Source organism: Arenimonas donghaensis DSM 18148 = HO3-R19 (genome assembly GCF_000743535.1).
Classification (GTDB): Bacteria; Pseudomonadota; Gammaproteobacteria; order Xanthomonadales; family Xanthomonadaceae; genus Arenimonas; species Arenimonas donghaensis.
The window spans coordinates 47,415-69,620 of sequence record NZ_AVCJ01000006.1; the positions used below are offsets into that span (position 1 = coordinate 47,415).

A 22,206-nucleotide genomic window follows, 5' to 3' on the forward strand; every position below is an offset into this window, starting at 1 on the left:
GGCATGGATACGCCCCAGCACGCCATCCAGGTCGTCGTCGCCACCCGATTCCTCGAAGACCAGTCGATTCCCGAGGATGACCGCTACGTCTTCGCCTACACCATCCGCATCGAAAATGCCGGCGACGTGCCGGCGCGCCTGATCAGCCGTCACTGGGTGATCACCGATGCCAACGGCAAGGTCCAAGAAGTCCAGGGCGAAGGCGTCGTCGGCGAGCAGCCGTGGCTGCGCCCGGGCGAGAGCTTCGAATACACCTCGGGTGCCGTGCTCGAGACCCCGCTGGGCACCATGCACGGCACCTACGAAATGCTGGCCGACGACGGCACCCGTTTCGATGCCGAGATCTCGCCCTTCACCCTGTCCATCCCGCGGACCCTGCACTGATGGCCACTTACGCCATCGGCGACGTCCAGGGGTGTTACGACGCGCTGCAGCGCCTGCTGGAGAAAATCCGCTTCGACCCGGCCGTGGACCGCCTGTGGTTCTGCGGCGACCTGGTCAACCGCGGCGGCCAGTCGCTCGAAACCCTTCGCCTGGTGCACTCCCTGTCCATCCACAGCACCATCGTGCTGGGCAACCACGACCTGTCCCTGCTGGCGATATCCGCGCGCCGCGAGGCCGACCAGCGCAAGGTCAATCCCGACCTTCAGCGGGTGCTGTTCGCCGAGGACACCGAAGTGCTGGTGAAGTGGCTGCGCCAGCAGAAACTCTTCCACGTCGACCGTACCCTGGGCTTCGCCATGGTGCACGCCGGGCTCGCGCCGAAATGGACGCTTCCGCTGGCCGAGGCCCGCGCCCGCGAAGTCGAGGAAAAACTGCGCGGCGACGGCTTCAACAAGCTGGTCAAGAACATGTACGGCGACAAGCCGGCCTGGTCGCCGAAGCTGGCCGGCCCGGATCGCCTGCGGGCGATCATCAATGTCTTCACGCGCATGCGCTACTGCACCCCCGGCGGCCGCATCGGCTTCGAGGACAAGGGCCGCCCCGGCACCCAGCGCCCCGGCGTCTACCCGTGGTTCGAAGTGCCCGGCCACGCCGAGCGCGAACTGCCGGTGGTGTTCGGGCACTGGTCCACTCTGGGCCTGTTCATGGGCCTGGGCGTATACGGCATTGATACCGGCGCGGTCTGGGGCGGCAAGCTGACGGCGCTGGAGCTGGGCCCCGAGCTGCGCCTGCACCAGGTGCCGGGCCGAAACCCGCCCGACAACACGCCGCGCGGCGACGACTGAAACAAAGGAGAACCCCATGACCCGTAGCCTGATCTTCCTGCTGGTGGCCTCGCTGGCCCTGCCGGTCCTGGCCCAGACGTCCAATGCCCCGCAAGGCGACGCCGTCGCCCGCGTGAACGCACTCAAGGCGGCGGTCGCGCCCGGCAAGCAGATCTTCATGGCGCGCCAGCTGCAGCTCTCGAACGAAGAAGACGCCGCTTTCTGGCCGGCCTACGATGCCCACCAGGCCGAACTGGCCAGCCTGGAAGAGCGTCGCGAGCGACTGCTCGCCAGGTTCCAGGAGCGTGTCGCCGCCGGCAGCGCCGACGCCGGCGACGTCGAGGACCTCGCCGAGGAGATGCTGGCCCTGGAAGCCGACGAAGCCGACCAGCTCGAATCCACCTTCGCCCGCCTGGTGCGCGCCGGACTGGCCATGGAAAAAGCCGTGCGCTACATCGAACTGGAAAAGGACCTGCGGGCCCTGCGCCACTTCCAACGCGGCGACGATGCCGCCTACGTCTTCAACTGACCGGACGACGCCGGTAGTCGACGAAGTCGAAGGCCCACGCGTGGCGCGCGTCGGCCGCGTGGGCTTCGCGCCCCACGACCTCCCAGCCGGCCGGGTCGAAGCCAGGAAAGTAGGCGTCGGCGTCGGGCACCACGGTATGCACGTGGGTCAGGTGCAGGTGGCTGGCACGGGCTAGCGCCAGGGCGTAAACCTCGCCACCGCCGATCACCATCAGGCTGCCCGGGCCGCCGGCGGCCAGCGCTTCGTCCAGCGACGCCACCGCCACCATGCCCTCGAAGGGCACGCGTCCGGAACGGGTCAGCACCAGGTTCAGGCGCCCCGGCAGCGCACGGCCGAGTGATTCGGCGGTCTTTCGGCCCATCAACAGCGCCTTGCCCAGGGTCAGCGCCTTGAAGCGCTTGAGGTCGTCGGGCAAGCGCCACGGCAACTGGTTGCCGCGACCGATGCCACCGGCGCGGTCGAGCGCCGCGACCAGGCGCAGGTCCGGGCCGCCGGTCACACCGCCACCGGGGCCTTGATCGCCGGGTGCGGGTCGTAACCTTCGATCATGATGTCCTCGAACTTCATCTCGAACAGATCGGTGGCCGTGGGTGCGAGCACCAGCCTCGGCAAGGGCCGGGGTTCGCGCGCCAGCTGCTCCCGGGCCTGGTCGACGTGGTTCGAATACAGGTGGGCGTCACCCAGGGTGTGCACGAAGTCGCCGACGGCCAGGCCGCAGTGGCGCGCGACCATGTGGGTGAGCAGGGCGTAGCTGGCGATGTTGAAGGGTACGCCCAGGAAGATGTCGCCCGAGCGCTGGTAGAGCTGGCAGCTGAGCCTGCCGTCCGCGACGTAGAACTGGAACAGCGTGTGGCAGGGCATCAGCGCCATGTCCGGCAGCTCGGCCACGTTCCAGGCGCTGACGATCAGGCGGCGCGAGTCAGGATTGCGCTGGATCTGCTCGACCACCTGGCGAAGCTGGTCGATTTCGCGACCGTCGCTGCCGGTCCATCGCCGCCACTGCTTGCCGTAAACGGGACCCAGTTCGCCGTCGGCATCGGCCCACTCGTCCCAGATGCTGACCTTGTTCGCGCGCAGGCTGGCGATGTTGGTCTCGCCGCGGATGAACCAGAGCAGTTCGTGGATGATCGAACGCAGGTGCAGCTTCTTGGTGGTGACCAGCGGGAACCCTTCGGACAGGTCAAAGCGCATCTGCCAGCCGAACACCGAACGCGTGCCGGTGCCGGTGCGGTCGGATTTTTCCGCGCCGTGCTCGAGGACGTGGCGAAGCAGGTCGAGATAGGCGCGCATCAGGCTTTACCTTCCAGGGGCGGCGGCGGCAACGGAGCCAGCACCGGCGAACGCCGCGACAGCCAGAGCAGGAACAGCCCCAGCGCCACCAGCGGCAGCGACAGCAGCTGGCCCATGGTCAGCCAGTCGAAGGCCAGGTAGCCCAGGTGGGCGTCGGGCTCGCGCACGAATTCCACCGCGAAACGGAACAGGCCGTAGCCCAGGGCGAACAACCCCGACACCGCGTAGCGCGGTCGCGGCCGGCGCGAGTAGACCCAAAGCACCAGCCCGAGCACCAGGCCTTCGAGCGCTGCCTGGTAGAGCTGCGACGGATGCCGCGCGAAGGCGTCCAGCGCGCCGCTGGCGTGCAGCGCGCGCAGCTGTTCGGCGGGCAGCGCCGCGTACTCGGCCGGCAGGCTGGACGGAAACACCACGCCCCAGTCGCCGCCGGTCGGCTTGCCCCAGAGTTCGCCGCCGATGTAGTTGCCCAGGCGGCCAAAACCCAGGCCAGCCGGCACCAGCGGCGCGACGAAGTCCATGGTGTCGAAGAAGTGCAGGCGATGGTGACGGGTCCACCACGCGGCCGCCACCAGCACGCCCAACAGGCCGCCGTGGAAGCTCATGCCGCCCTGGTTGATCATGAACAGCATCATCGGATCGGCCAGGAAATCCTGGAAGGCATAAAACAGCACGTAGCCGATCCGGCCACCCAGGATGACGCCGAGCATGCCGTAGAACAGCAGGTCGCCGAAGCCGTCTTCGTTGACTCCCGGCAGGCGCCCTGCCCGCACCCGGCGGCGTCCCAGCCACCAGGCGGTGAAGAAAGCCAGGGCGTACATCAGCCCGTACCAGTGGATGCCATGCGGCCAGAAGGGCAGCTGCAGGGCCAGCGGATCGATGGTGTGCAGGATCGTCATGCGTCTAGTTTGCCGGTCGCGTCCGCCCGGGTCGATGCCTCGTCGTCCCCGGCCCCTCCCGGCGCCGCTTCCGCCTCGCGTTGATCGCGCTCGGTGGCGGGATCGACCAGCGCACCGACCACCCAGCCGGCCTTGGGCTCGAGCGGCACGTCCTGGGTTTCGAACATCAACCGGTCGCGGTCGCTGATGGCGAACAGCCGCAGCGGCGGCTCGTCGTAGCGCGCCGCGAACTCGTCCCAGCCGAACGACTCGCCCAACTTGGTGGTCTTGATCATCCAGCCGGCGGCGAGGCGTTTGTCGAGCTCGCCATGGGTGATGCCCTCGGCGAACAGGGCCGGCGCCTGGATGGGCGCCGCCAGCGCCTGGCGCGGCGCTTCGCCCGGGGCAAGCACGCGCAGGCGAAGCACCCGTCCGGCGCCGAATTCAGGCCGGAAGCGCACGCAGGCCAGGGTGTTCATCTCGCCGCGGGTGGACATGGCCAGCAACCAGCCGAAGGCGTTGAAATCGACCGTGCGCTCGGCGTGCTCGGAGGCCGGGTTGCCGTAGAAGGTCTTGAGCCCGGCCAGGCGGGCCGCCGCCAGGCCGCTCCAGTCGTCGTCGGCAAGCAGGGTCCGGAAGCCGGCCTTGTCCAGGGCCTGGCCGATGGCGCGGGCCACCGGCGTACTGCCGACGACCAGCACCTGGCGTGGACTCGGCGCGGTGACCTTGAGCCACTGCGCCAGCCGGCGGGAGGTGGCGCTTTGCACCAGCACGGTGCCGATGATGATCAGGAACGTCAGCGACACCAGGGTCTGGGCGGCGACCGGGTCGTCGGCCTCCATGCGCAGCGCGAACAGGGCCGACACCGCCGCCGCGACGATGCCGCGCGGCGCGATCCAGGCAAGCAGCGCCCGCTCCGGCCAGCGCGTGGTGCCCCCCAGCGTGGAAAGCAGCACCGCCAGGGGGCGCACCACCAGCATGGCCGCCGCCAGCACCAGCAGGCCGGTGCCCAGCAGCGGCAATCCCGGCCACTGCAGGCGCGCCGCCAGCACGATGAACAACATCGAGATGATCAGCGTCGAAAGGTGTTCCTTGAACAGCTGGATGTGCTCGACATCCACGCCGCGCAGGTTGGCCAGCACCATGCCCATCACGGTGACGGCGAGCAGCCCGCTTTCATGTGCCAGCAGGTTGCTGGCCGCATAGGCGACCAGTACCCAGGCCAGGGTGCCGTAGTTGTGCAGGTATTCGGGCAGCCATTGGCGACGCAGGACCGTCGCCAGCACCCAGGCTCCGGCGGCGCCGACGACCGCTCCGGAGGCCACGGTCCAGGCGAACACGCCCCAGCCGCCGTTGCCGCCGCCCAGCATCAGCGCCTCGAGCACCAGCACCGCCAGCAGCGCGCCGATCGGGTCGATGATGATGCCTTCCCAGCGCAGGATGCTGGAGATGCGCTCGTTGGGTCGCACCGCGCGCAGCATCGGCATGATCACCGTGGGTCCCGTGACGCAGGTGAGCGCACCGAACAGCAGCGCCACCGGCCAGGCCAGGTCGGCCAGGAAGTGCGCTGCCGTCGCCAGGCCGAGCATGGTCACGATCGCGCCGACGCTGACCAGGCGCAGGATGGTCGGCCCCAGGCCGCGGATCTCGCCGAAGCGAAGCGTCAGGCTGCCCTCGAACAGGATCAGCGCCACGCCCATGGACACCAGCGGGAACAGGAATTCCCCCAGCATCGCGTCCGGGTCGAACCAGCCCAGCCCCGGCCCCAGGAGGATGCCGGCCGTGAGCAGCAGCAGGATCGCCGGCAGGCGCAGCCGCCAGGCCGCCCACTGGCACAGGAAACCGAGCAGGAGCAGCAGGGTGAGGAACAGGCCGGTGGACATCGGGACTCCTGGTCGGGACGACGACTGGCCGGGTGGTCAGCCCGGCCTTCGGCGTTTGCGCTTGGCGAGGATGTTCAGCGCCTCGACGCCGGCCGAGAAGGCCATGGCGAAATAGAGGAACTTGCGGTCGATATGGAAATCGAAGCCGTCGGCGACCAGCGCCACGCCGACCAGGATGATGAAGCTCAGCGCCAGCATCTTGACCGTGGGGTGGCGGTCGATGAAGTCGCCGATCGGGTTGGCTGCGAACAGCATCACGGCCACCGCCATCAGGATCGCGGCCACCATCACCCAGCGGTTGTCGACCATGCCCACCGCAGTGATGACCGAATCGAGCGAAAACACGATGTCGATGATGGCGATCTGGGCGATGACGTAACCAAACACCGCCGACGGCTTGGTGCCGATGTCTTCCTCGTCGGACTCGCCCTCGACGGTGTCGTGGATTTCCATGGTGCCCTTGACCAGCAGGAACAGGCCACCGGCGATCAGCACCAGGTCGCGCACCGAGAAGTCCATGCCGAACAGCGCGAACAGGTTGTTCTGCATGCTCGCCAGGAAGGCCAGGGAAAGCAGCAGCGCGATGCGCGTGAGACAGGCCATGGCCAGCCCGAAGCGTCGCGCCCGCGGCCGCTGTTCCGGCGGCAGCCGGCTGACTGCGATCGAGATGAACACGAGGTTGTCGATGCCAAGGACGATCTCGAGGGTCGCGAGGGTCAGCAGGGCGATCCAGATTTCGGTGCTGAAGATCCAATCCATGTTCTGCGGGTACCGGTTCAGTAATAGCGGGGTGCGAGGATCAGTGCCCAGCAGGCAATGACGTTGAGGTCGGCCAGGAACACGGCCGCCGAGCCCATGTCCTTGGCGCGGCCGGCGAGTTCGTGATGCTCGACGCCCCAGCGGTCGACGACGGCCTCGACCGCGGAGTTGAGCACCTCCACCACCAGTACGAGCATCATCGAGCCCACCAGGATGGCCCGCTCGGCGCCGTCGGCCCCCAACCACAGCGCCAGCGGCGCCAGCAGCAGGAACAGGTAGACCTCCAGCCGGAACGAGGACTCGAGCATCCAGGTGGCGCGCAGGCCCTTGAGGGACCAGGTGAACGCCCGCCAGACCCGGAACGGGCTGCGGGGCGCCAGGCTGTGGTAGCTGTCGGCCATCAAGGGTTTACCAGGCTCACAAGGTCGCAATTCTGCCATACCCGGGACTTTCGGCCTTGTGCGGCTGTCCGGGCACCCGCACCATTTGCCTGTCCCCTCGTCAGGAGTCCCGCATGTTCAACGCCGAACGCCTTCTGGGCCAGCTGCTCGGCCAGGCCATGGGTGGCCAGCTGGGGGGTCGGAAGAACAAGCGCCGCGGCGGCCTGGGCCTGCCCGGCGGCGGCCGGATGGCGGTGGGGCTGGGCGTGCTTGGCGTGGCGATGGCCGCCTACGAACACTACAGCCAGAAATCCACGGCCAGCGCGCCGCAGCCAGTGGCCGCGCCGGGCGCGGCGACGGCCCTGCCCCCACCACCGCCCCGCGCCGCCGCGGTCCCGCCGCCAGCGCCGCCCGCGGCCGCCGACCCCGGCCTGCGCACCGAACAGGCCATGCACCTGCTGCGCGCCATGGTCACCGCGGCCCATGCCGACGGCCTGCTCGATGCCGACGAGCGCGCTGGCATCCTCGACCGTGCCCGCGCCGCCGGGCTCGATGCGCAGGAGCTGCACATGCTCGACGCCGAGATGCGGGCGCCGTTTACCCTTGAACAGCTGGTGGTGCGCACGCCCGCCCCGCTGCGCGCCGAAACCTATGCCGCGGCGCTGTTGGCCATCACCGCCGACACCGACGAAGAACGCGCGTTCCTCGACCGCCTCGCCAACGCGCTGGAACTCGACCCCGCCGCCCGCCGCGACCTGCACGCGCGGCTGGGCCTGGACGCCTGACCCCACCCCCCTTTCAGGAGACTTCGCATGCACCAGTGGTTCCTCAGCTACAACGGCCAGCAGATGGGTCCGCTCGACCAGGCTGCCGCCGTCGCCCAGGCCACGAAGGATCCCAGCGGCCACTGCTGGCGCCAGGGTTTCGCCGAATGGATCCCGATCAGCGCCTGCGCCGAACTGCGCGCAGAATCCGCGCCCGGCGGCCAGCTGGCGCCGACGCCGCCGCCGGCCGCGGCGATGGCCTCGACCGGCCAGCGCGCCGACGTGATCGACTACCGCATCTTCGGCGAGGACATGCAGTTCGTCGAAGTCGAGCTCGACCCGGGCGAAAGCGCGGTCGCCGAGGCCGGTTCGATGATGTACAAGGACGCCGTGGTGAACATGGAGACCGTGTTCGGCGACGGCTCCTCCGGCTCGGCCAGCGGCGGCTTCATGGACAAGCTGGTCGGCGCCGGCAAGCGGCTGATCACCGGCGAGAGCCTGTTCACCACGGTCTTCAGCCACGCCGGCGCCAGCGGCAAGGCCAAGGTCGCGTTCGCGGCACCCTACCCCGGCACCATCGTGCCGATGACGCTGTCGAACTACGGCGGCACGATCATCGCGCAGAAGGACAGTTTCCTGTGCGCGGCGCGCGGCGTGCAGATCGGCCTGTTCTTCCAGAAGAAGGTGATGACGGCGCTGTTCGGCGGCGAGGGTTTCATCATGCAAAAGCTCACCGGCGACGGCCTGGTGTTCGTGCACGCCGGCGGCACCATCATGGAACGCGACCTGCAGCCTGGCGAACGCCTGGACGTGGACACCGGCTGCGTGGTGGCGATGACCAGCACCGTCAACTTCGACATCAAGCCGGTCGGCGGCGTGAAGTCGATGCTCTTTGGCGGCGAAGGCGTGTTCCTGGCCACGCTCACCGGCCCGGGCAAGGTCTGGCTGCAGTCGCTGCCGTTCTCGCGCCTGGCCGGCCGCATGATGTCGGCCGCCTACCAGAAGGGCGGCAGCAAGGGCGAAGGCTCGGTGCTGGGCGGGCTGGGCGGCATCATTTCCGGCGACCGCGGCTTCTGAGCCCGGCGGGCACGGGACCGGCGCCAGCGCCGGTCCCGCTGCCGGCTATCGGCGCCTGGACGCGCCGGCCGCCTGGTACAGGCTGAGCACGTTGCGGTCCGGGTCGACGAAGTCCAGCGACAGGCCGCCGTCGGGTGCCTCGCTGACCGGCACGACGATTTCGACGCCGCTTGCGGCCAGGGCTTCGGCATAGTCATCGATGCCGCCATCGAGATTGAACACGACCACCGGACTGTCCCCCGCCCGCACGCTGCGGACGATGAACACCAGGGTGAGGTCGCCGACCTCACCGACGCCGAACGGACCGTCGTGGCCGTCCACGGCCTGCACCGGCAAACCGAGCGTGTCGCGGTAGAAAGCCAGCGCGCGCTCGAGCTGGCTGACGAAGAAAACGATGGCGCCGACCTTGCAATCCTGGAGCATGGGAGTCCTCCTTTTTGGTTTTCCCGCCTAGTCGTTGCCGCCGGGGCCGGGTTTGTGAGCGCCGCGGTGGATCACCAGCAGGTGCCCGTCGGCGTCGTGGGTGCCCAGCCCCGGCCGCATCGCGACCACGGCCTGCAGGGCCCGGCGCACCAGCCCGAACTGCAGCTCGACGCTGCGGGCCGGGTCGCGCAGGTAGGCCAGCGCCGTCGCCTCGGCCCGCTGCGCCGGGGGCAGTTCGCCCAAGGCCTTGCGGATGCGGCTCAGGCGCTGGCGAAAGGCGGTATCGGCGATGCCCAGGATCCAGCGGATCTCATGCGCATCCAGCCCGTGCAGGGCCAACACCGCCACCCGCCGGGCGGCGGGCGGCAACACCGCGAGCAGGGGTAGCGACGAGACCGGATCCGCCGGCGGGGGCGGCACCTGGTCATCGCCCCCGGCGCTGGCCGCCTGTTCACGCCGACGGCGGCGGGCGCCGCTGCGCGCCTGCAGCGCCGCAAGATTGCGCAGTGTGCCTGCCAGCCAGGCCGGGTCGTCGCGACCGGCCTCCAGGCCCGCCAGCAGGGTTTGCTGCACCAGGTCCTGGGCTTCGTCGGCGCGGCGCACGTGGCGCCTGGCCAGGGCCAGCAGGCTTTGGTAGGCGGGGACATCCATGGCACGAGTCTGGCAGAGCCCGGCCGGACCGGGCGAACGGCCCCGGCTTTTCGACTAGTCTTGGCGCATGACCGACCCGACCCCGCCCCTGCCCACCCCGTCCGACGACCACCTGCGGCTGCTGGCGGTCTTCCATTACGTATTCGCCGGCTTCGCGCTGCTCGGCATGGGCTTCCTGGCCCTGCACTACGGGTTCATGACCCAGGTGATGGACAGTGCGCACTGGCAGGACCAGGCCAATCCGCCGCCGGAGGGCTTGTTCGACGTCTTCGTCTGGTTCTACGCCGTGATGGGCCTGATGTTGCTGCTGGGCCTGGTACTGAACGTAATTGCCGCGCGTTCGCTGCGTGCCCGCCGGCGTTGGGTGTTCTGCGCGGTGGTGGCGGGCCTGAACTGCCTGCAGTTCCCGGTGGGCACCGTGCTGGGGGTGTTCACCCTGGTGGTGATCAACCGCGCCGACGTGCGGGCCAGCTTCCGCGACTGATCATTCGTCGCGGAAGATGGCGGTGCCGCGGCTGCCGTCGGGCTTCACCCAGCCGCGATACATCCCCGAAGTGTTGAAGGGCATGGCGATGTTGCCCTGGCGGTCGAGCGCGATCGCGCCGCCGTCGCCGCCCAGCTCGGGCACGTCGGCGTTGATGACGGCGTCCGCCGCCGTGGCAAGCGCGTCACCGCGATACGCCAGGCGCGCGCAGATGTCGTGCGCCGCCGCCGTCCGGATGTAGAACTCGCCCCAGCCCGTGCCCGAGACGCCGCAGCCGTCGTCGGCCCAGGTGCCCGAGCCGATGATCGGCGCGTCGCCGATGCGACCCCAGCGCTTGTTGGTCATGCCGCCGGTGGACGTGGCCGCGGCGATGTGGCCGTGGCGGTCCAGGGCCACGGCGCCGACGGTGCCAAAGTAGGTCACCGCCAGCGCGGCCTGGCCCGCCTGCTCGCGCTGGCGGGCCTTTTGCAGCTGCTCGCGCCGGCGTTCGGTGTCGAACCACTGCGGCGCCACGCGCTCGATGTCGGCGTGGTCGTCGGCGAACTTTTCGGCGCCCGCCCCGGCCAGCATCACGTGCGGCGAACGCTCCATCACCGCCCGCGCAAGCAACACCGGGCTGCGTACCGTGCTGACGCCGGCGACGGCGCCGGCCCGGCGGGTGTGGCCCTCCATGATGGCGGCGTCGAGCTCATGGCCGCCGACGGCGTTGAAGACCGCGCCCTTGCCGGCGTTGAACCAGGGCGACTCCTCCAACACGCGAATCGAAGCGGTCACCGCGTCCAGTGCGCTGCCACCTTCAGCCAGGACGGCGTTGCCGGCGTCGAGCGCGCGGTCAAGGTCGGCACGCACCGCTTTTTCCTCGTCGGCCGACAGCGCGCTGCGCTCGATCACGCCAGCGCCGCCATGGATAACCAGGGCGGTCGGGGGTTCGGCCGCCCAGGCGGGCGCCGCGACGAAAGCAAGGGCGAGCAGCAGCGATCGGGACATGGCGTCGGACACCTCGGGCCAGGAAAGGCCCCAGTCTAACCCTGGTGGCGAAGCGCCTCGATGGGATCCAGGCGCGCCGCCTTGCGTGCGGGGTAGAAACCGAAAAACAGCCCGGTCGCGACCGAAAAACCAGTCGCCATCGCCACCACCTGCAGGTCCAGCTGCACCGGCAACGCGCCGAACTTGCTGGCCAGCAGCGCGCCGGCCACGCCCAGGGCGATGCCGATCGCGCCGCCGCCGAGCGATATCAGCATGGCCTCGGCAAGGAACTGCATCTGGATCTCGCGCGGGCCGGCGCCGACGGCCATGCGCAGGCCGATCTCGCGGATGCGCTCGGTCACCGAGACCAGCATGATGTTCATGATGCCGATGCCGCCGACGATGAGCGAAATGCTGGCGACCGCGCCCAGCAGCAGCGACATCAGGCGCGTGGTCTGGGTCCGGGTGGCGACGATCTCGGCGATGTTGCGCACCGAAAAATCGTCCTCGGCGCCGGGGGCGATGCGGTGGCGCTGGCGCAGCAGGGCGTTGATTTCCTCTTCCACGAAGTCCAGGTCCGAGGCCCGCGCCACGCCCACCGAGATCCGGCTGACCAGGTCGGCGCGGCGCGGCGTGGTGCCGCCCGAGGCGGCCTGGGTGGCTTCGATCGCGGTCGCGGCGGTCAGCCGGCGGCGCCCGGTTTCCAGCGGCACCAGCATGATGTCGTCCGAGTCCTGCCCCCAGCTGCCCTGGCCCTTGGACGCCAGCACGCCCACCACCTTCAGCGGCACGCGGCCGAAGCGGATCGTGGCGCCTATCGGGTCGCTGTCGCCGAACAACTCACGACGCACGGTTTCGCCCAGGATGACCACCTTGCTGGCGCTGCCGTAGTCGCGCGCCGAAAACCCGGCGCCGGAGGCCACATCCCAGTCGTTGACCGGGAAATAGTCCGCGTTCACGCCTTCCCAGCGCGTCGACCAGTTTTTCTCCGCGTACACCACCTGGCCGCCGCCCGAGACCTGCGTGGCCACGTACTGCACGCCCGGGATCTCGTTGCGGATGGCCTCGGCGTCGTCGTCGGTCAGGCTGGCCTGGCTGCCGGCGCCGCCTCGCGCCGGGCCGCGCGAGGCGCCACCGAAGACCTCCAGCCGGTTCGAGCCGAGGCTGGAGATCATCTTGTCGAGTTCGCTCTGGGTGCCCTGCCCCACCGACACCATGACGATGACCGCGGCGATGCCGATGATCACGCCCAGCGCGGTGAGGATGCTGCGCAGCCAGTTGCCGCGCAGCGAGAAGGTGGCCGATCGCAGGACGTCGGTGAGCGTCATTTTCCCTTCCCCGGGGCCTGCCAGCCCTCTTCGTGCAGTTCGCCGTCGTGCATCACCACGATGCGGCCGGCGTGTTCGGCGACCGGCCGTTCATGGGTGATGATGACGATGGTGCGGCCACCGGCCTGCAGCCGCTCGAACAAGGCCATGATCTCCTCGCTGGTGTGCGAGTCCAGCGCGCCGGTGGGTTCGTCCGCCAACAGCAGCGGCGGCTCGTTGATCAGCGCGCGGGCGATGGCCACGCGCTGCTGCTGGCCGCCCGACAGTTCGCTGGGGCGGTGGCCGGCGCGATCGGCCAGGCCGACCTGGGCCAGCACGGCGCGCGCCCGCGGCTCGCGGTCGGCGACCGGCACGCCGGCATAGACCAGCGGCATCATCACGTTTTCCAGCGCGGTCTGGCGCGCCAGCAGGTTGAACCCCTGGAAGACGAAACCGATCTTCTCCAGGCGCAGCCGGGCACGGCCCGGCGCGTCGAGGGTGGCGACGTCCACGCCGTCGCACAGGTACTGGCCGGAGGTCGGGGTATCCAGGCAGCCGATGAGGTTCATCATCGTGGACTTGCCCGAACCCGAGGCGCCCATGATCGCCAGGAACTCGCCGTGCTCGACCCGCAGGTCGACGCCGCGCAGCGCCACCACCTCGGCCGGAGTGCCCTGCGAATAAACCTTGCCCAGGCCGCGCGTCTGGATGATCGGGTGCCGGCCGGTCATTCGGCCGGGCGCTCCTGCCCGATGATGACCTGCTGGCCCTCTTCGGCGCCCGTCACCTCGGTCATGGTGCCGTCCGAAACCCCCAGCCGCACCGGCACGCCGCGCACGCCGCCGCCGTCCGCGAGCACCCAAAGCACGCCACGGCGCGCCGTGGCCAGGGCCTTTAGTCCGGACTCCCAGCGTGCGCGCTGGTTTTCATCGAGGCTGGCCACGAAGGCGGCGAAGGTCTGGTTGAAGGCCTCGACCATGCGCGCACGCGCGCCGTCGTTGGCCGCAGGACCGCCACCGGGACCGCCGGGTCCCTGCGCTCCGCCCGCGCTGTTGGCCGCGGCGCTGCTGGCGCGCGCCTGGGCGCGCTCGCGCATCGTGTCCAGGGCGGCGTCGAAGGCGGCCTGCTGGGAAGCATCGAGCTTCAGCTCCTGCGCCAGGGCCGGCAGGCCCTGCAGCAGGTTGCCGCGGCCACTGGTCTGCGTTTCCACGGGCGGCGCGTCGGGCGGCGTGTAGCGCAGGGCGGCATTGGGCACGCGAAGCACGTCCTGGCGGCTGTCCACCACGATCTCGGCGCTGGCGGTCATGCCCGGCAGCAGGCTCAGGTCGGCGTTCTGCACCTGCACCACCACCGGGTAGGAAATGACGTTGGAGATGGCCGTCGCCGCCAGCCGCACCTGCCGCACCTCGCCCGTGAACTGGCGGTCCGGGAAGGCATCGACGGTGAAGGACACGCCCAGGCCCTCGTGGATCTGGCCCACGTCGGCCTCGTCGACGCTCAGGTCGATCTGCATCTGTGCCAGGTCTTCGGCGATCTGGAACAGCACCGGCGTCTGGAAGCTCGCCGCGACGGTCTGCCCTGGCTCGATGTCGCGCAGGAGCACGACGCCGTCCACCGGCGCACGGATCACCGTGTATTCCACGTCCAGTTGGGCATTGTTGACCGCCGCCAGGCGCTGCAGCACGGCCGCTTCGGCCGACACCACCCGCGCCCGGGCCTGGTCGCGGGCCGCCAGGGCCAGGTCGGCTTCGCTGCGTGCGATCAGCTGCCGGTCCAACAGGTCGCGCTTGCGGGTGTAGTCGGCCTCGGCATTGGTGAGCGTGGCCCTGGCCTCGTTCACCGAGGCGCGCGCGCTGGCCAGGTCGGCCTGGGCCTGTTCAAGCCGGGTCTGGAACGGGGCCGGGTCGAGGCGGGCGATCGCCTGGCCCTTGGTCACCCGGTCGTTGTAGTCCGCCAGCACCTCGATCACCTGGCCCGACACCTGCGAGCCCACGTCCACCGTCGTGGTGGCGCGCAGCGTGCCGGTGGCGGAGATGACCACGCGCACGTCGCCACGGTCGACGGCGGTCGTGCGGTAGGTCCCGGTGGCGTCGCCGCCGCGCCCGGCGAACCACCAGATCGCAAGCCCGGCCACGGCGAGCAGGGCCAGGATGACGAGCAGGCGGGGGAAACGTCGGCGTTGGGCGGCGGGCATCGGGACTCCGGAAAATCAGGGAAACGACAATCCTGGGGTAAACGCCGGTGGACCAGAATGGTTGACCGGGTTCTTTTGCTCAGGGACGGGGGCCGCTACGTGGAAACACCAGGGTGGCGGTGGTGCCCTGGCCCGGCCGGCTTTGCATGCGCACCGGCCAGCCATAACGCTGCGACAGGCGCTGGACGATGGACAGGCCGACGCCCTGGCCTTCCTTGCCGGGGTTGTTGCCCCGGTAGAACGGCTCGAAAATCCGCGACAGCACCACGTCGTCCATGCCGATGCCGGTGTCGGAGACCTCGATCTCGCCGTCCCTCACCACCACCACCACCTGCCCGGCGTCGGTGTAGTGGCAGGCGTTGCGCAGCAGGTTGCCCAGCATCACCGACAGCACCCGCGGCGGCGCGTGCAGCTCGAAGGTCTGTTCGATGCGGCACTCGACCTTGACGGGCTTGGAGCCGACCAGGACGCGCGCCTTTTCCACTTCGTCGAGCACGACCTCGGACACGTCGAAATCCGAATCCGGCAAGCCGGTGTCGCCCTCGCGCGCCAGGATCAGGAAGGCCTCGATCAGCGCTTCCATGTCGCGGCCCGCGCCCTGGATCCGGCCCAGGGCCTTGCGCGCCGTCGGCGACAGGCTGTCGTCGCCGGCCATCATGTCGCCGGCGACGCGGATGACGGTGAGCGGCGTGCGCAGTTCGTGCGAGGCATCGCGGGTGAAGTCCCGCTCGCGGTGCACGAAATGTTCGATGCGGCTGGCGAATTCATGCAGCGACTGCGCCAGCACCAGGGTCTCGCCCTCCACGTCGGTGGGCAGGTTCTCCGGGCTCAGCAGCGCCGGCTCGGGCTGCTTCGGGTCCCAGCGCTGGACCTGGGAAGCCAGCCAGATCACCGGCGACACCGCGCGCTTGGAGGCGCGATAGGTCGTCCAGGCGATCACGTAGATCACCACCAGCACGATCGCCAGTGGCGCCATGCCGAACCAGAACGCCAGGCTGTCCACCTGTTCCTGCTTGAACAGCAGGTACAGCCGGTGGCCGTTGCGGTCCTGGTCCACCAGCACCAGCGACCCACCCTGCGCCCGCGGCAGGGCGTGGAATCCCGGCGCGAGGCCGCGGATGGTCGCGGGCACCTTGCTGGCGTCGGCGCCGGCCGGGAGCAGATAGCCGGTCATGTTGTAGGTGTCGGGTACTTCCGCGCCCGGCCTGGCCTGCAGGCGCTGCCAATAATGCGCGGCCTCTTCCTGCAGCGCCTGCTGGATCAGCACGTGCTTGAGCACGGCCGAGGCGCCGTAGACGCCCAGGACCGCGGCGAAGCTGATCGCCGCGGCCTGCAGGATGAAGGCGGTCCAGATCTTGCGCCGCAGTCCCTTGCGATGCGGCACGTCGTCAGCTCGCCGGGGGCGCGTCGAGGTCGGCGATGCGATAACCCGCGGTCTGCACGGTGTGCAGCAGCGGACGGTCGAACGGCCGGTCGATGGCCTTGCGCAGGTTGTACAGGTGGCTGCGCAAGGTGTCGGAATCGGGCAGGCCGTCGCCCCAGATCTCGCGCTCGATGTCGCGGCGGGTGACCACCCGCGGCGATTCGCGCATCAGGATCGTCAGCAGGCGCAGGCCAATGGGCGAGAGCTGGATTTCCTGGCCGGCGCGGGTGACGCGCAGGCTGGCGGTGTCGAGCACGAGGTCGGCCACCTTGAGCACCTCGGCGCTGACCTGGCGGCGATCGCGGCGGATCAAGGCACGCACGCGGGCCTCGAGCTCCTGGATGGCGAAAGGCTTGACCAGGTAATCGTCGGCGCCGGCTTCCAGGCCCACCACCTTGTCGTTGAGCGTGTCACGGGCGGTCAGCATCAGCACCGGGGTCGATTTCTTGGCTTCGTTGCGCAGGCGGCGGCAGACTTCCAGGCCGTCCATGCGCGGCAGCATCAGGTCGAGCACGATGACGTCGTAGCTGTTGTCGGTGGCCAGGCGCAGGCCGTCCATGCCATCGGTGGCGTAGTCGACGCCGAATCCCTTGGATTCAAGGTACTCGCCAACCATCTCGGAAAGGTTCCGGTTGTCTTCCACCACCAGGATCAGGCCGGCCGGGTCATCGCGTCGCATGGGGGTCTCCTCGAATGTGAAGATGATGTCTTCAGCTTTGTGAAGATTAAACCCCGGGGCCGGTGAGACGGATGTGAAGCCCGCGGCAAGCCCGCGTCAACGCGCCCGTTTTGCTCAGAAACGGATCTTGCCGGTCAGCATGTCCTTGAACATCACCCAGTCGCCGGCGAAGGAATAAAACGGGTGCTTGAAGGTGGCCGGGCGATTGTGTTCGAAGAAGAAGTGGCCGACCCAGGCGAAGGCATAGCCGCTGACCAGGGCTCCGAGCAGCCACCAGGCATTGAGCGTGGCGATGGCGGCGGCGATGAAGCCCAGCGCCACGCAGCTGCCGACAAAATGCAGGCGGCGGCAGGTCGGGTTGGCGTGTTCGCCCAGGTAGAAGGGATAGAACTCGCGGAAGCTGTTGAATCCGGATCCGCCCATGACTCGGCTCTCCTGTGGGAGGGACTTCAGTCCCGATGCTTTTCTTCTGCCTTGGCGCGGTTCCAGTAGGCATCCTGCGCTTCCAGGGACAGGCTGGAAAGATCCACGCCCTCCCCGGCCGCCAGCTGCTCCATGCGCCGGAACCGGCGCTCGAACTTGGCATTGGCCCGGCGCAGCGCGGCGCCGAAATCGACCTTGCCATGACGCGTGAGGTTGGCGACCACGAACAGCACGTCGCCCAGTTCGTCCTCGAGGCGGTCGCGCGCGGATTCGTCACCGGCGGCGACGGCGTCGAACTCGACCCGCACCTCCTCGATTTCTTCGTGCAGCTTGGCGATCACCGGCGCCGGGCCCGGCCAGTCGAAGCCAAGCGTGGCCGCACGCTTTTGCAGCTTCACTGCCCGCTGCCATTCGGGCAGGCCGCGGGTGATGCCGGCCAGCACGCTGGTGTCCTGGTCACCGCCGGCCGCGCGCTCCTGCCGCTTGAGTTCCTCCCAGTTGGCCAGCTGCGCCTCGGCATCGGCCTGGCAGGCGGCGTCGCCGAAGACGTGCGGGTGCCGACGGACCATCTTGTCGTTGATGGCGGCGGCGACGTCGGCGAAGGCGAAGTGACCGGCCTCCTCGGCCATGCGCGCGTGGAAGACCACCTGCAGCAGCAGGTCGCCCAGTTCATCGCGCAGGTCCTGCATGTCGCCGCGCTGGATGGCATCGGCGACCTCGTAGGCTTCCTCGATGGTGTAGGGCGCCACGGTCGAGAAGTCCTGGGCGACGTCCCAGGGGCAACCGCGCTCCGGGTCGCGCAGGCGCGCCATGATCGCGAGCAGGTCGTCGATCTCAGCCATGCCCGTTCTCCTCCCGCGCAGCCGCGTCCAGCCAGTCGCGCCAGGGCAGCGAGGCGTCACCGAGCGCGATGAAGTGCGGGTTGAGGATGTTCTCCTTGCGGTTGTAGTCCAGCGGCGTGCCGTCCAGCCGAAGCACGGCGCCCCCGGCGGCTTCGAGCACGCACTGGGCGGCCGCGGTGTCCCACTCGCTGGTGGGCCCGAAGCGCGGATAGACGTCGATGCGCCCTTCGGCGATGCGGCAGAACTTGAGCGACGAGCCCAGGCCATGGCGCTCGGTGTCACCCATGCGTTCGAGCGCCCGGGCGGTGCGTTCGTCCAGGTGCGAGCGGCTGGCGGCCACCCGCAACGGCGACGTCGCCGGCCGGCGGGTGCTGACGGCGAGGTCGCGGCCGTTCTCGCGCAGGAAGGCACCCCGGCCGGCTTCGGCATGCAGCAGGTAGTCGAAGACGGGCGCATACACCACGCCCAGCACCGGCCGGCCGTCTTCGATGAGGGCGATGTTGACGGTGAACTCGCCGTTTTTCTTGACGAACTCGCGGGTGCCGTCCAGTGGGTCCACCAGCCAGTGCCGGGACCAGGTGCGCCGCAGGTCCCAGGCGATGTCGGCGTCCTCTTCACTGAGCACCGGGATGTCGGGCGACAGCCGGCGCAGGCCTTCGACGATGATGCGGTGCGAGGCCAGGTCGGCCTGGGTCAGCGGGGAATCGTCGTCCTTGGTCTGGACGCTGAAATCCTTCGCATACACGGCCAGGATGGCGTCACCCGCCTCCCGGGCCAGGCCGATGCAGGCCTCCTTGAGTCCACTCACCCCCGCTCCTTCAACAGTTCGCGCACGATGAACAGCGAGGCCAGGGACCGGCCTTCCGAACAGTCCTCGCGCAGCATCAGGTCGCCCAGGCGGTCCAGGCGCCAGGGCACCACTTCCAGTTCCTCGGGTTCGTCCCCGGGCAAGCGCTCCGGATAGAGATCCTCGGCCAGCACCAGGTGGATCTGGTGGCTCATGTAGCCCGGCGCCAGCGTGATCGAACGCACCCGCGTCAGCTTGCGCGCGCCCATGCCGACTTCTTCCTTGAGCTCGCGGTCGGCCGCTTCCTCGACGGTTTCGCCCGCGTCCATGCGGCCCTTGGGCAGGCCCAGTTCGTAACGGTGGGTGCCGGCGGCGTACTCGCGCACCAGCAGCACCGTGCCGGGGTCGGGCACCGCGGCGATGATCACCGACCCGTGGCCGCCGCTGACCAGGCGCTCGTAGCGCCGGCGCTCACCGTTGCTGAACTCCAGGTGCAGGATTTCCCGGCGACCGCTCTCGAGCGGCTGCTCCTCGCGGTCGTGGATGGTCGGCAGGGGTCGCATGCAGGGATTCTAGCCGCTCCGGCGTTGGACAGGCGGGCCCGGGGGCCGGATCATCCGCGCATGGACAAACTTGCCCCCTTCGACCGCCTGGACGCGGCGGCCTGGCGCGATCGCGACCTGGCCTCGGTCTGGCACCCCTGCACCCAGATGAAGGAACACCCCGGCACCCTGCCCCTGGTGCCCATCCGCCGTGGCCGCGGCGCCTGGCTGGAGGGCGTGGACGGCAAACGCTACCTGGACGCGGTCAGCAGCTGGTGGACCAACCTGTTCGGCCATGGCGAACCGCGCATCGCCGAAGCCATCGGCGCCCAGGCCCGCGAGCTCGAGCACGTCATCTACGCCGGTTTTTCCCACGCCCCGGGCCTGGCCCTGGCCGAGGCGCTGCTGGCGCTGGCACCGCCGGGGCTGTCGCGGGTCTTTTACGCCGACAACGGCTCGGCGGCGATCGAAGTGGCGCTCAAGATGAGCTTCCACAGCCATCTCAACCGCGGCGACGCGCAGCGCACCCGCTTCATCGCGCTGGGCAACGGCTACCACGGCGAAACCATCGGCGCGCTGTCCATGGGCGACATCCCGCTGTACCGGCGGGTGTACGCGCCGCTGCTGCTCGAACCGATCTTCGCGTCTTCGCCCGACGCCTACGACGCTGCCCCGGGTGAAACGGCCGAAGCCTGCGCGCTGCGCCGCGCCGACGAGCTGGCGGCGATCCTGGAGGCCCATGCCGGCACGGTCTGCGCGCTGGTGCTCGAGCCGCTGGTGCAATGCGCCGGCGGCATGCGCATGTTCCATCCCGCCTACCTGCGCCGCGCCCGGGAACTGTGCGACGCCCACGGCGTGCACCTGATCGCCGACGAGATCGCGGTCGGCTTTGGCCGGACCGGCACGATGTTCGCCTGCGAGCAGGCGGCGGTGAGCCCGGACTTCCTTTGCCTGTCCAAGGGCCTGACCGGCGGTTTCCTGCCGATGTCGGCGGTGCTGACCACCGCCCATGTCTACGAAGCCTTCCTGGACGACTCACGGGAACGCGCCTTCCTGCATTCACACAGCTACACCGGCAACCCGCTGGGCTGCGCCGCGGCGCTGGCAACGCTGTCAATCTTCGAATCGGACGACACCCTGGCCCGCAACCGCATCACCGCGGCGCGCATGGCCGAGCTGGCGGCACCACTGGCGACGCATCCGAACGTCGCCCAGGTCAGGCAGACCGGCATGATCCTGGCGATCGAGCTGGTCGCCGACCGGCGCACCCGCCAACCCTTCCCGGCCAGCGATCGGCGCGGCCTGCGCGCCTACCGCCACGCACTCGAGCGCGGCGTCGTGCTGCGACCGCTGGGCGATATCCTGTACTGGATGCCGCCCTACTGCGTCGGCGAGGAGGAACTGGCGCTGCTTGCCGACGTCACCACGACCGCGATGCAGGAGGCCTGCCGGCCATGAGGACGACCCGCTGCCACGTCGACCAACCGCTGGCGCCCGGCGCCGTCGCCACCCTCTCCGAGCTCGCCACCGGGCACCTGGTGCGCGTGCTGCGCCTGGGGGTCGGCGATCCGGTGTTGCTGTTCAACGGCGACGGCCACGATTTCGCCGCCCGCCTGGTTTCGGTCGGCAAGCGCGGCGCCGAGGCCGAGGTCATCGACGCCCGTCCGGTGGCGAACGAGTCGCCCTTGCGCATCACCCTGGCCCAGGGCATCGCCCGTGGCGACAAGATGGACTGGGTACTGCAAAAGGCCACCGAACTGGGGGTCGCGGCGATCAGCCCGGTGCGCACCGAACGCACCGAGGTCAGGCTCGACGCCGAACGCGCCGGCAAGCGACTGGCGCACTGGCAGGGTGTCGTGGTCTCGGCCTGCGAACAAAGCGGCCGCGCGCGCCTGCCGGCCCTGGCCGACCCCGATTCCCTGGCCAATTACGCCGCCGCGGAAAGCGCCGACGTGAAGCTGGTGCTGGACCCGAACGCAAACCTGGGCCTGGGCGACCTGGCCCTGCCCGCCGCCGCCGCGGTCGCGCTGCTGGTCGGTCCCGAAGGCGGGCTGTCCGAACGCGACCTGGCCACCGCGCAGGCGGCCGGGTTCAGGGGCTTGCGATTGGGCCCGCGCATCCTGCGCACGGAGACGGCGGGACTGGCCGCGATCGCGGCGCTCCAGGCGATCTACGGCGACCTGGGCTGAGCTTCACTCCCGGGGGCGCCCCGGGGCGCCCCGGCGACAGGCTTCCGGGATCAGGCCGCCTGGGCCTGGTCGAGCGCCTTCTGGATCAGCAATTCGACGCTGAGCAGGTCCGGCACCACCGCCGGGTCGTCGTTGAGGGTGACGCGGGCGTGCACGCCCAGCGGCAGGTCCTTGATCTCGTGGGATTGTTTCAGGGCCTGGGCCGACACCGTGACCAGGCGCGGGAAGCCCTGCGAAAGCACGGCGAAGAACGGCAGCTTCGCGTTGCCACCCAGCGCCTTGAGCACGGCGACCTTGGCGCCCATCTGGCCGCCTTCCTCGGACCAGCCGGTGAGTCGCGAGAACGACAGCAGCGGCAAGCGCCAGCCACGCCAGCGAACGCGTCCGAGCAACCATTCGGGCGCATTGGCCAGCACCTCCGGTTCGGAAAAGGTGATGACCTCGGCCACGCTGGCGTTGGGCAGCAGCAGGCGGCCGCCAGTCACCGAGATCAACACGCCGCGGATATCGCGCTGGGCGTTCATGCCATTC

27 protein-coding genes are annotated in these 22,206 nt (G+C 69.6%); 8 read left to right on the forward strand and 19 right to left on the reverse strand.

The genetic code is table 11. The features are described from left to right. Nucleotides 1-3 precede the first annotated feature (3 nt). The 3 genes from apaG to N788_RS04800 are packed head-to-tail and all read left to right on the forward strand — an operon-like array spanning nucleotide 4 to nucleotide 1,737. On the forward strand, nucleotides 4-384 hold the full coding sequence (gene apaG / locus N788_RS04790; protein WP_034221671.1) for a Co2+/Mg2+ efflux protein ApaG: 381 nt from the start codon (nucleotides 4-6) through the stop codon (nucleotides 382-384). After that, nucleotides 384-1,229 (forward strand): symmetrical bis(5'-nucleosyl)-tetraphosphatase, encoded by an 846-nt coding sequence (locus tag N788_RS04795; protein WP_034221673.1) that lies wholly within the window; start codon nucleotides 384-386, stop codon nucleotides 1,227-1,229. Before apaG ends, N788_RS04795 begins: the two co-directional genes overlap by 1 nt. A gap of 16 nt (nucleotides 1,230-1,245) precedes the next feature. Beyond that, on the forward strand, nucleotides 1,246-1,737 hold the full coding sequence (locus tag N788_RS04800; protein ID WP_034221675.1) for a hypothetical protein: 492 nt from the start codon (nucleotides 1,246-1,248) through the stop codon (nucleotides 1,735-1,737). On the opposite strand, the gene N788_RS04805 is transcribed toward N788_RS04800, so the two are convergent. Genes N788_RS04805 through N788_RS04830 form a run of 6 tightly spaced genes read right to left on the reverse strand, consistent with a single transcriptional unit; the run spans nucleotide 1,730 to nucleotide 6,945 of the window. Then, a complete protein-coding gene (locus tag N788_RS04805) occupies nucleotides 1,730-2,218 on the reverse strand; it encodes a dihydrofolate reductase (protein WP_034221762.1) in 489 nt (162 codons plus the stop codon). The genes N788_RS04800 and N788_RS04805 overlap by 8 nt on opposite strands. A 14-nt stretch (nucleotides 2,219-2,232) precedes the next feature. Continuing rightward, on the reverse strand, nucleotides 2,233-3,027 hold the full coding sequence (locus N788_RS04810) for a thymidylate synthase (RefSeq protein ID WP_034221678.1): 795 nt from the start codon (nucleotides 3,025-3,027) through the stop codon (nucleotides 2,233-2,235). Further along, nucleotides 3,027-3,923, reverse strand: a complete 897-nt coding sequence (lgt, locus tag N788_RS04815) for a prolipoprotein diacylglyceryl transferase (protein ID WP_034221680.1) — start codon at nucleotides 3,921-3,923, stop codon at nucleotides 3,027-3,029. The genes N788_RS04810 and lgt overlap by 1 nt, the downstream gene beginning before the upstream one ends. Further along, nucleotides 3,920-5,785, reverse strand: a complete 1,866-nt coding sequence (locus N788_RS04820; protein WP_084695891.1) for a cation:proton antiporter — start codon at nucleotides 5,783-5,785, stop codon at nucleotides 3,920-3,922. The genes lgt and N788_RS04820 overlap by 4 nt, the downstream gene beginning before the upstream one ends. 36 nt (nucleotides 5,786-5,821) lie before the next feature. Further along, complete coding sequence (locus N788_RS04825) at nucleotides 5,822-6,544, reverse strand: TerC family protein (protein ID WP_034221682.1); 723 nt, start codon at nucleotides 6,542-6,544, stop codon at nucleotides 5,822-5,824. A gap of 17 nt (nucleotides 6,545-6,561) precedes the next feature. Then, a complete protein-coding gene (locus tag N788_RS04830; protein WP_034221685.1) occupies nucleotides 6,562-6,945 on the reverse strand; it encodes a diacylglycerol kinase in 384 nt (127 codons plus the stop codon). Between the two features lie 113 nt (nucleotides 6,946-7,058). Between N788_RS04830 and N788_RS13775 the strand changes: the two genes are divergently transcribed. Then, nucleotides 7,059-7,709 carry a DUF533 domain-containing protein gene (locus N788_RS13775; protein ID WP_051924367.1) on the forward strand — a complete coding sequence of 217 codons (651 nt, stop codon included), beginning with the start codon at nucleotides 7,059-7,061 and terminating at the stop codon, nucleotides 7,707-7,709. A 27-nt stretch (nucleotides 7,710-7,736) separates the two neighbouring features. Next, on the forward strand, nucleotides 7,737-8,765 hold the full coding sequence (locus N788_RS04840) for a TIGR00266 family protein (RefSeq protein ID WP_034221688.1): 1,029 nt from the start codon (nucleotides 7,737-7,739) through the stop codon (nucleotides 8,763-8,765). A 45-nt stretch (nucleotides 8,766-8,810) separates the two neighbouring features. Here the strand turns inward: N788_RS04840 and N788_RS04845 are convergent, their stop codons facing one another. Further along, a complete protein-coding gene (locus N788_RS04845) occupies nucleotides 8,811-9,188 on the reverse strand; it encodes a VOC family protein (protein WP_034221691.1) in 378 nt (125 codons plus the stop codon). Between the two features lie 27 nt (nucleotides 9,189-9,215). Beyond that, nucleotides 9,216-9,839: an RNA polymerase sigma factor gene (locus tag N788_RS04850; protein ID WP_051924368.1), complete on the reverse strand. Its 624-nt coding sequence runs from the start codon at nucleotides 9,837-9,839 to the stop codon at nucleotides 9,216-9,218. Nucleotides 9,840-9,906: 67 nt separating this feature from the next. Between N788_RS04850 and N788_RS04855 the strand changes: the two genes are divergently transcribed. Continuing rightward, nucleotides 9,907-10,323 (forward strand): hypothetical protein, encoded by a 417-nt coding sequence (locus N788_RS04855; protein ID WP_034221694.1) that lies wholly within the window; start codon nucleotides 9,907-9,909, stop codon nucleotides 10,321-10,323. Here the strand turns inward: N788_RS04855 and N788_RS04860 are convergent, their stop codons facing one another. The 10 genes from N788_RS04860 to nudE form a co-directional block, all read right to left on the reverse strand. After that, nucleotides 10,324-11,310 (reverse strand): isoaspartyl peptidase/L-asparaginase family protein, encoded by a 987-nt coding sequence (locus tag N788_RS04860; RefSeq protein WP_034221695.1) that lies wholly within the window; start codon nucleotides 11,308-11,310, stop codon nucleotides 10,324-10,326. A 35-nt stretch (nucleotides 11,311-11,345) separates the two neighbouring features. Beyond that, on the reverse strand, nucleotides 11,346-12,617 hold the full coding sequence (locus tag N788_RS04865; RefSeq protein WP_034221698.1) for an ABC transporter permease: 1,272 nt from the start codon (nucleotides 12,615-12,617) through the stop codon (nucleotides 11,346-11,348). Beyond that, on the reverse strand, nucleotides 12,614-13,327 hold the full coding sequence (locus N788_RS04870; protein ID WP_034221700.1) for an ABC transporter ATP-binding protein: 714 nt from the start codon (nucleotides 13,325-13,327) through the stop codon (nucleotides 12,614-12,616). Before N788_RS04870 ends, N788_RS04865 begins: the two co-directional genes overlap by 4 nt. After that, complete coding sequence (locus N788_RS04875) at nucleotides 13,324-14,790, reverse strand: efflux RND transporter periplasmic adaptor subunit (protein WP_051924369.1); 1,467 nt, start codon at nucleotides 14,788-14,790, stop codon at nucleotides 13,324-13,326. Before N788_RS04875 ends, N788_RS04870 begins: the two co-directional genes overlap by 4 nt. A gap of 79 nt (nucleotides 14,791-14,869) precedes the next feature. Then, entirely contained in the window at nucleotides 14,870-16,174 is a 1,305-nt protein-coding gene (locus tag N788_RS04880) for a sensor histidine kinase (RefSeq protein WP_034221702.1), read from the reverse strand. 4 nt (nucleotides 16,175-16,178) lie between these two features. Further along, complete coding sequence (locus tag N788_RS04885) at nucleotides 16,179-16,892, reverse strand: response regulator transcription factor (RefSeq protein ID WP_034221704.1); 714 nt, start codon at nucleotides 16,890-16,892, stop codon at nucleotides 16,179-16,181. A 114-nt stretch (nucleotides 16,893-17,006) separates the two neighbouring features. Further along, on the reverse strand, nucleotides 17,007-17,315 hold the full coding sequence (locus N788_RS04890; protein WP_034221707.1) for an Mpo1-like protein: 309 nt from the start codon (nucleotides 17,313-17,315) through the stop codon (nucleotides 17,007-17,009). Between the two features lie 26 nt (nucleotides 17,316-17,341). After that, nucleotides 17,342-18,157, reverse strand: a complete 816-nt coding sequence (mazG, locus tag N788_RS04895; protein WP_034221709.1) for a nucleoside triphosphate pyrophosphohydrolase — start codon at nucleotides 18,155-18,157, stop codon at nucleotides 17,342-17,344. Further along, the gene (cysQ, locus tag N788_RS04900; protein WP_051924370.1) at nucleotides 18,150-18,965 is read right to left on the reverse strand and encodes a 3'(2'),5'-bisphosphate nucleotidase CysQ; all 816 of its coding nucleotides are present in this window, start codon (nucleotides 18,963-18,965) and stop codon (nucleotides 18,150-18,152) included. The genes mazG and cysQ overlap by 8 nt, the downstream gene beginning before the upstream one ends. Next, nucleotides 18,962-19,507, reverse strand: a complete 546-nt coding sequence (nudE, locus tag N788_RS04905; protein ID WP_034221712.1) for an ADP compounds hydrolase NudE — start codon at nucleotides 19,505-19,507, stop codon at nucleotides 18,962-18,964. The genes cysQ and nudE overlap by 4 nt, the downstream gene beginning before the upstream one ends. A 60-nt stretch (nucleotides 19,508-19,567) precedes the next feature. Between nudE and bioA the strand changes: the two genes are divergently transcribed. Together bioA and N788_RS04915 are read left to right on the forward strand one after the other, a co-directional pair. After that, nucleotides 19,568-20,944 carry an adenosylmethionine--8-amino-7-oxononanoate transaminase gene (bioA, locus tag N788_RS04910; RefSeq protein WP_034221714.1) on the forward strand — a complete coding sequence of 459 codons (1,377 nt, stop codon included), beginning with the start codon at nucleotides 19,568-19,570 and terminating at the stop codon, nucleotides 20,942-20,944. Further along, nucleotides 20,941-21,675: a 16S rRNA (uracil(1498)-N(3))-methyltransferase gene (locus tag N788_RS04915; protein WP_034221716.1), complete on the forward strand. Its 735-nt coding sequence runs from the start codon at nucleotides 20,941-20,943 to the stop codon at nucleotides 21,673-21,675. Before bioA ends, N788_RS04915 begins: the two co-directional genes overlap by 4 nt. A gap of 50 nt (nucleotides 21,676-21,725) precedes the next feature. On the opposite strand, the gene N788_RS04920 is transcribed toward N788_RS04915, so the two are convergent. After that, nucleotides 21,726-22,199, reverse strand: a complete 474-nt coding sequence (locus tag N788_RS04920) for a chemotaxis protein CheW (protein ID WP_034221719.1) — start codon at nucleotides 22,197-22,199, stop codon at nucleotides 21,726-21,728. Between the last annotated feature and the right edge of the window lie 7 nt (nucleotides 22,200-22,206).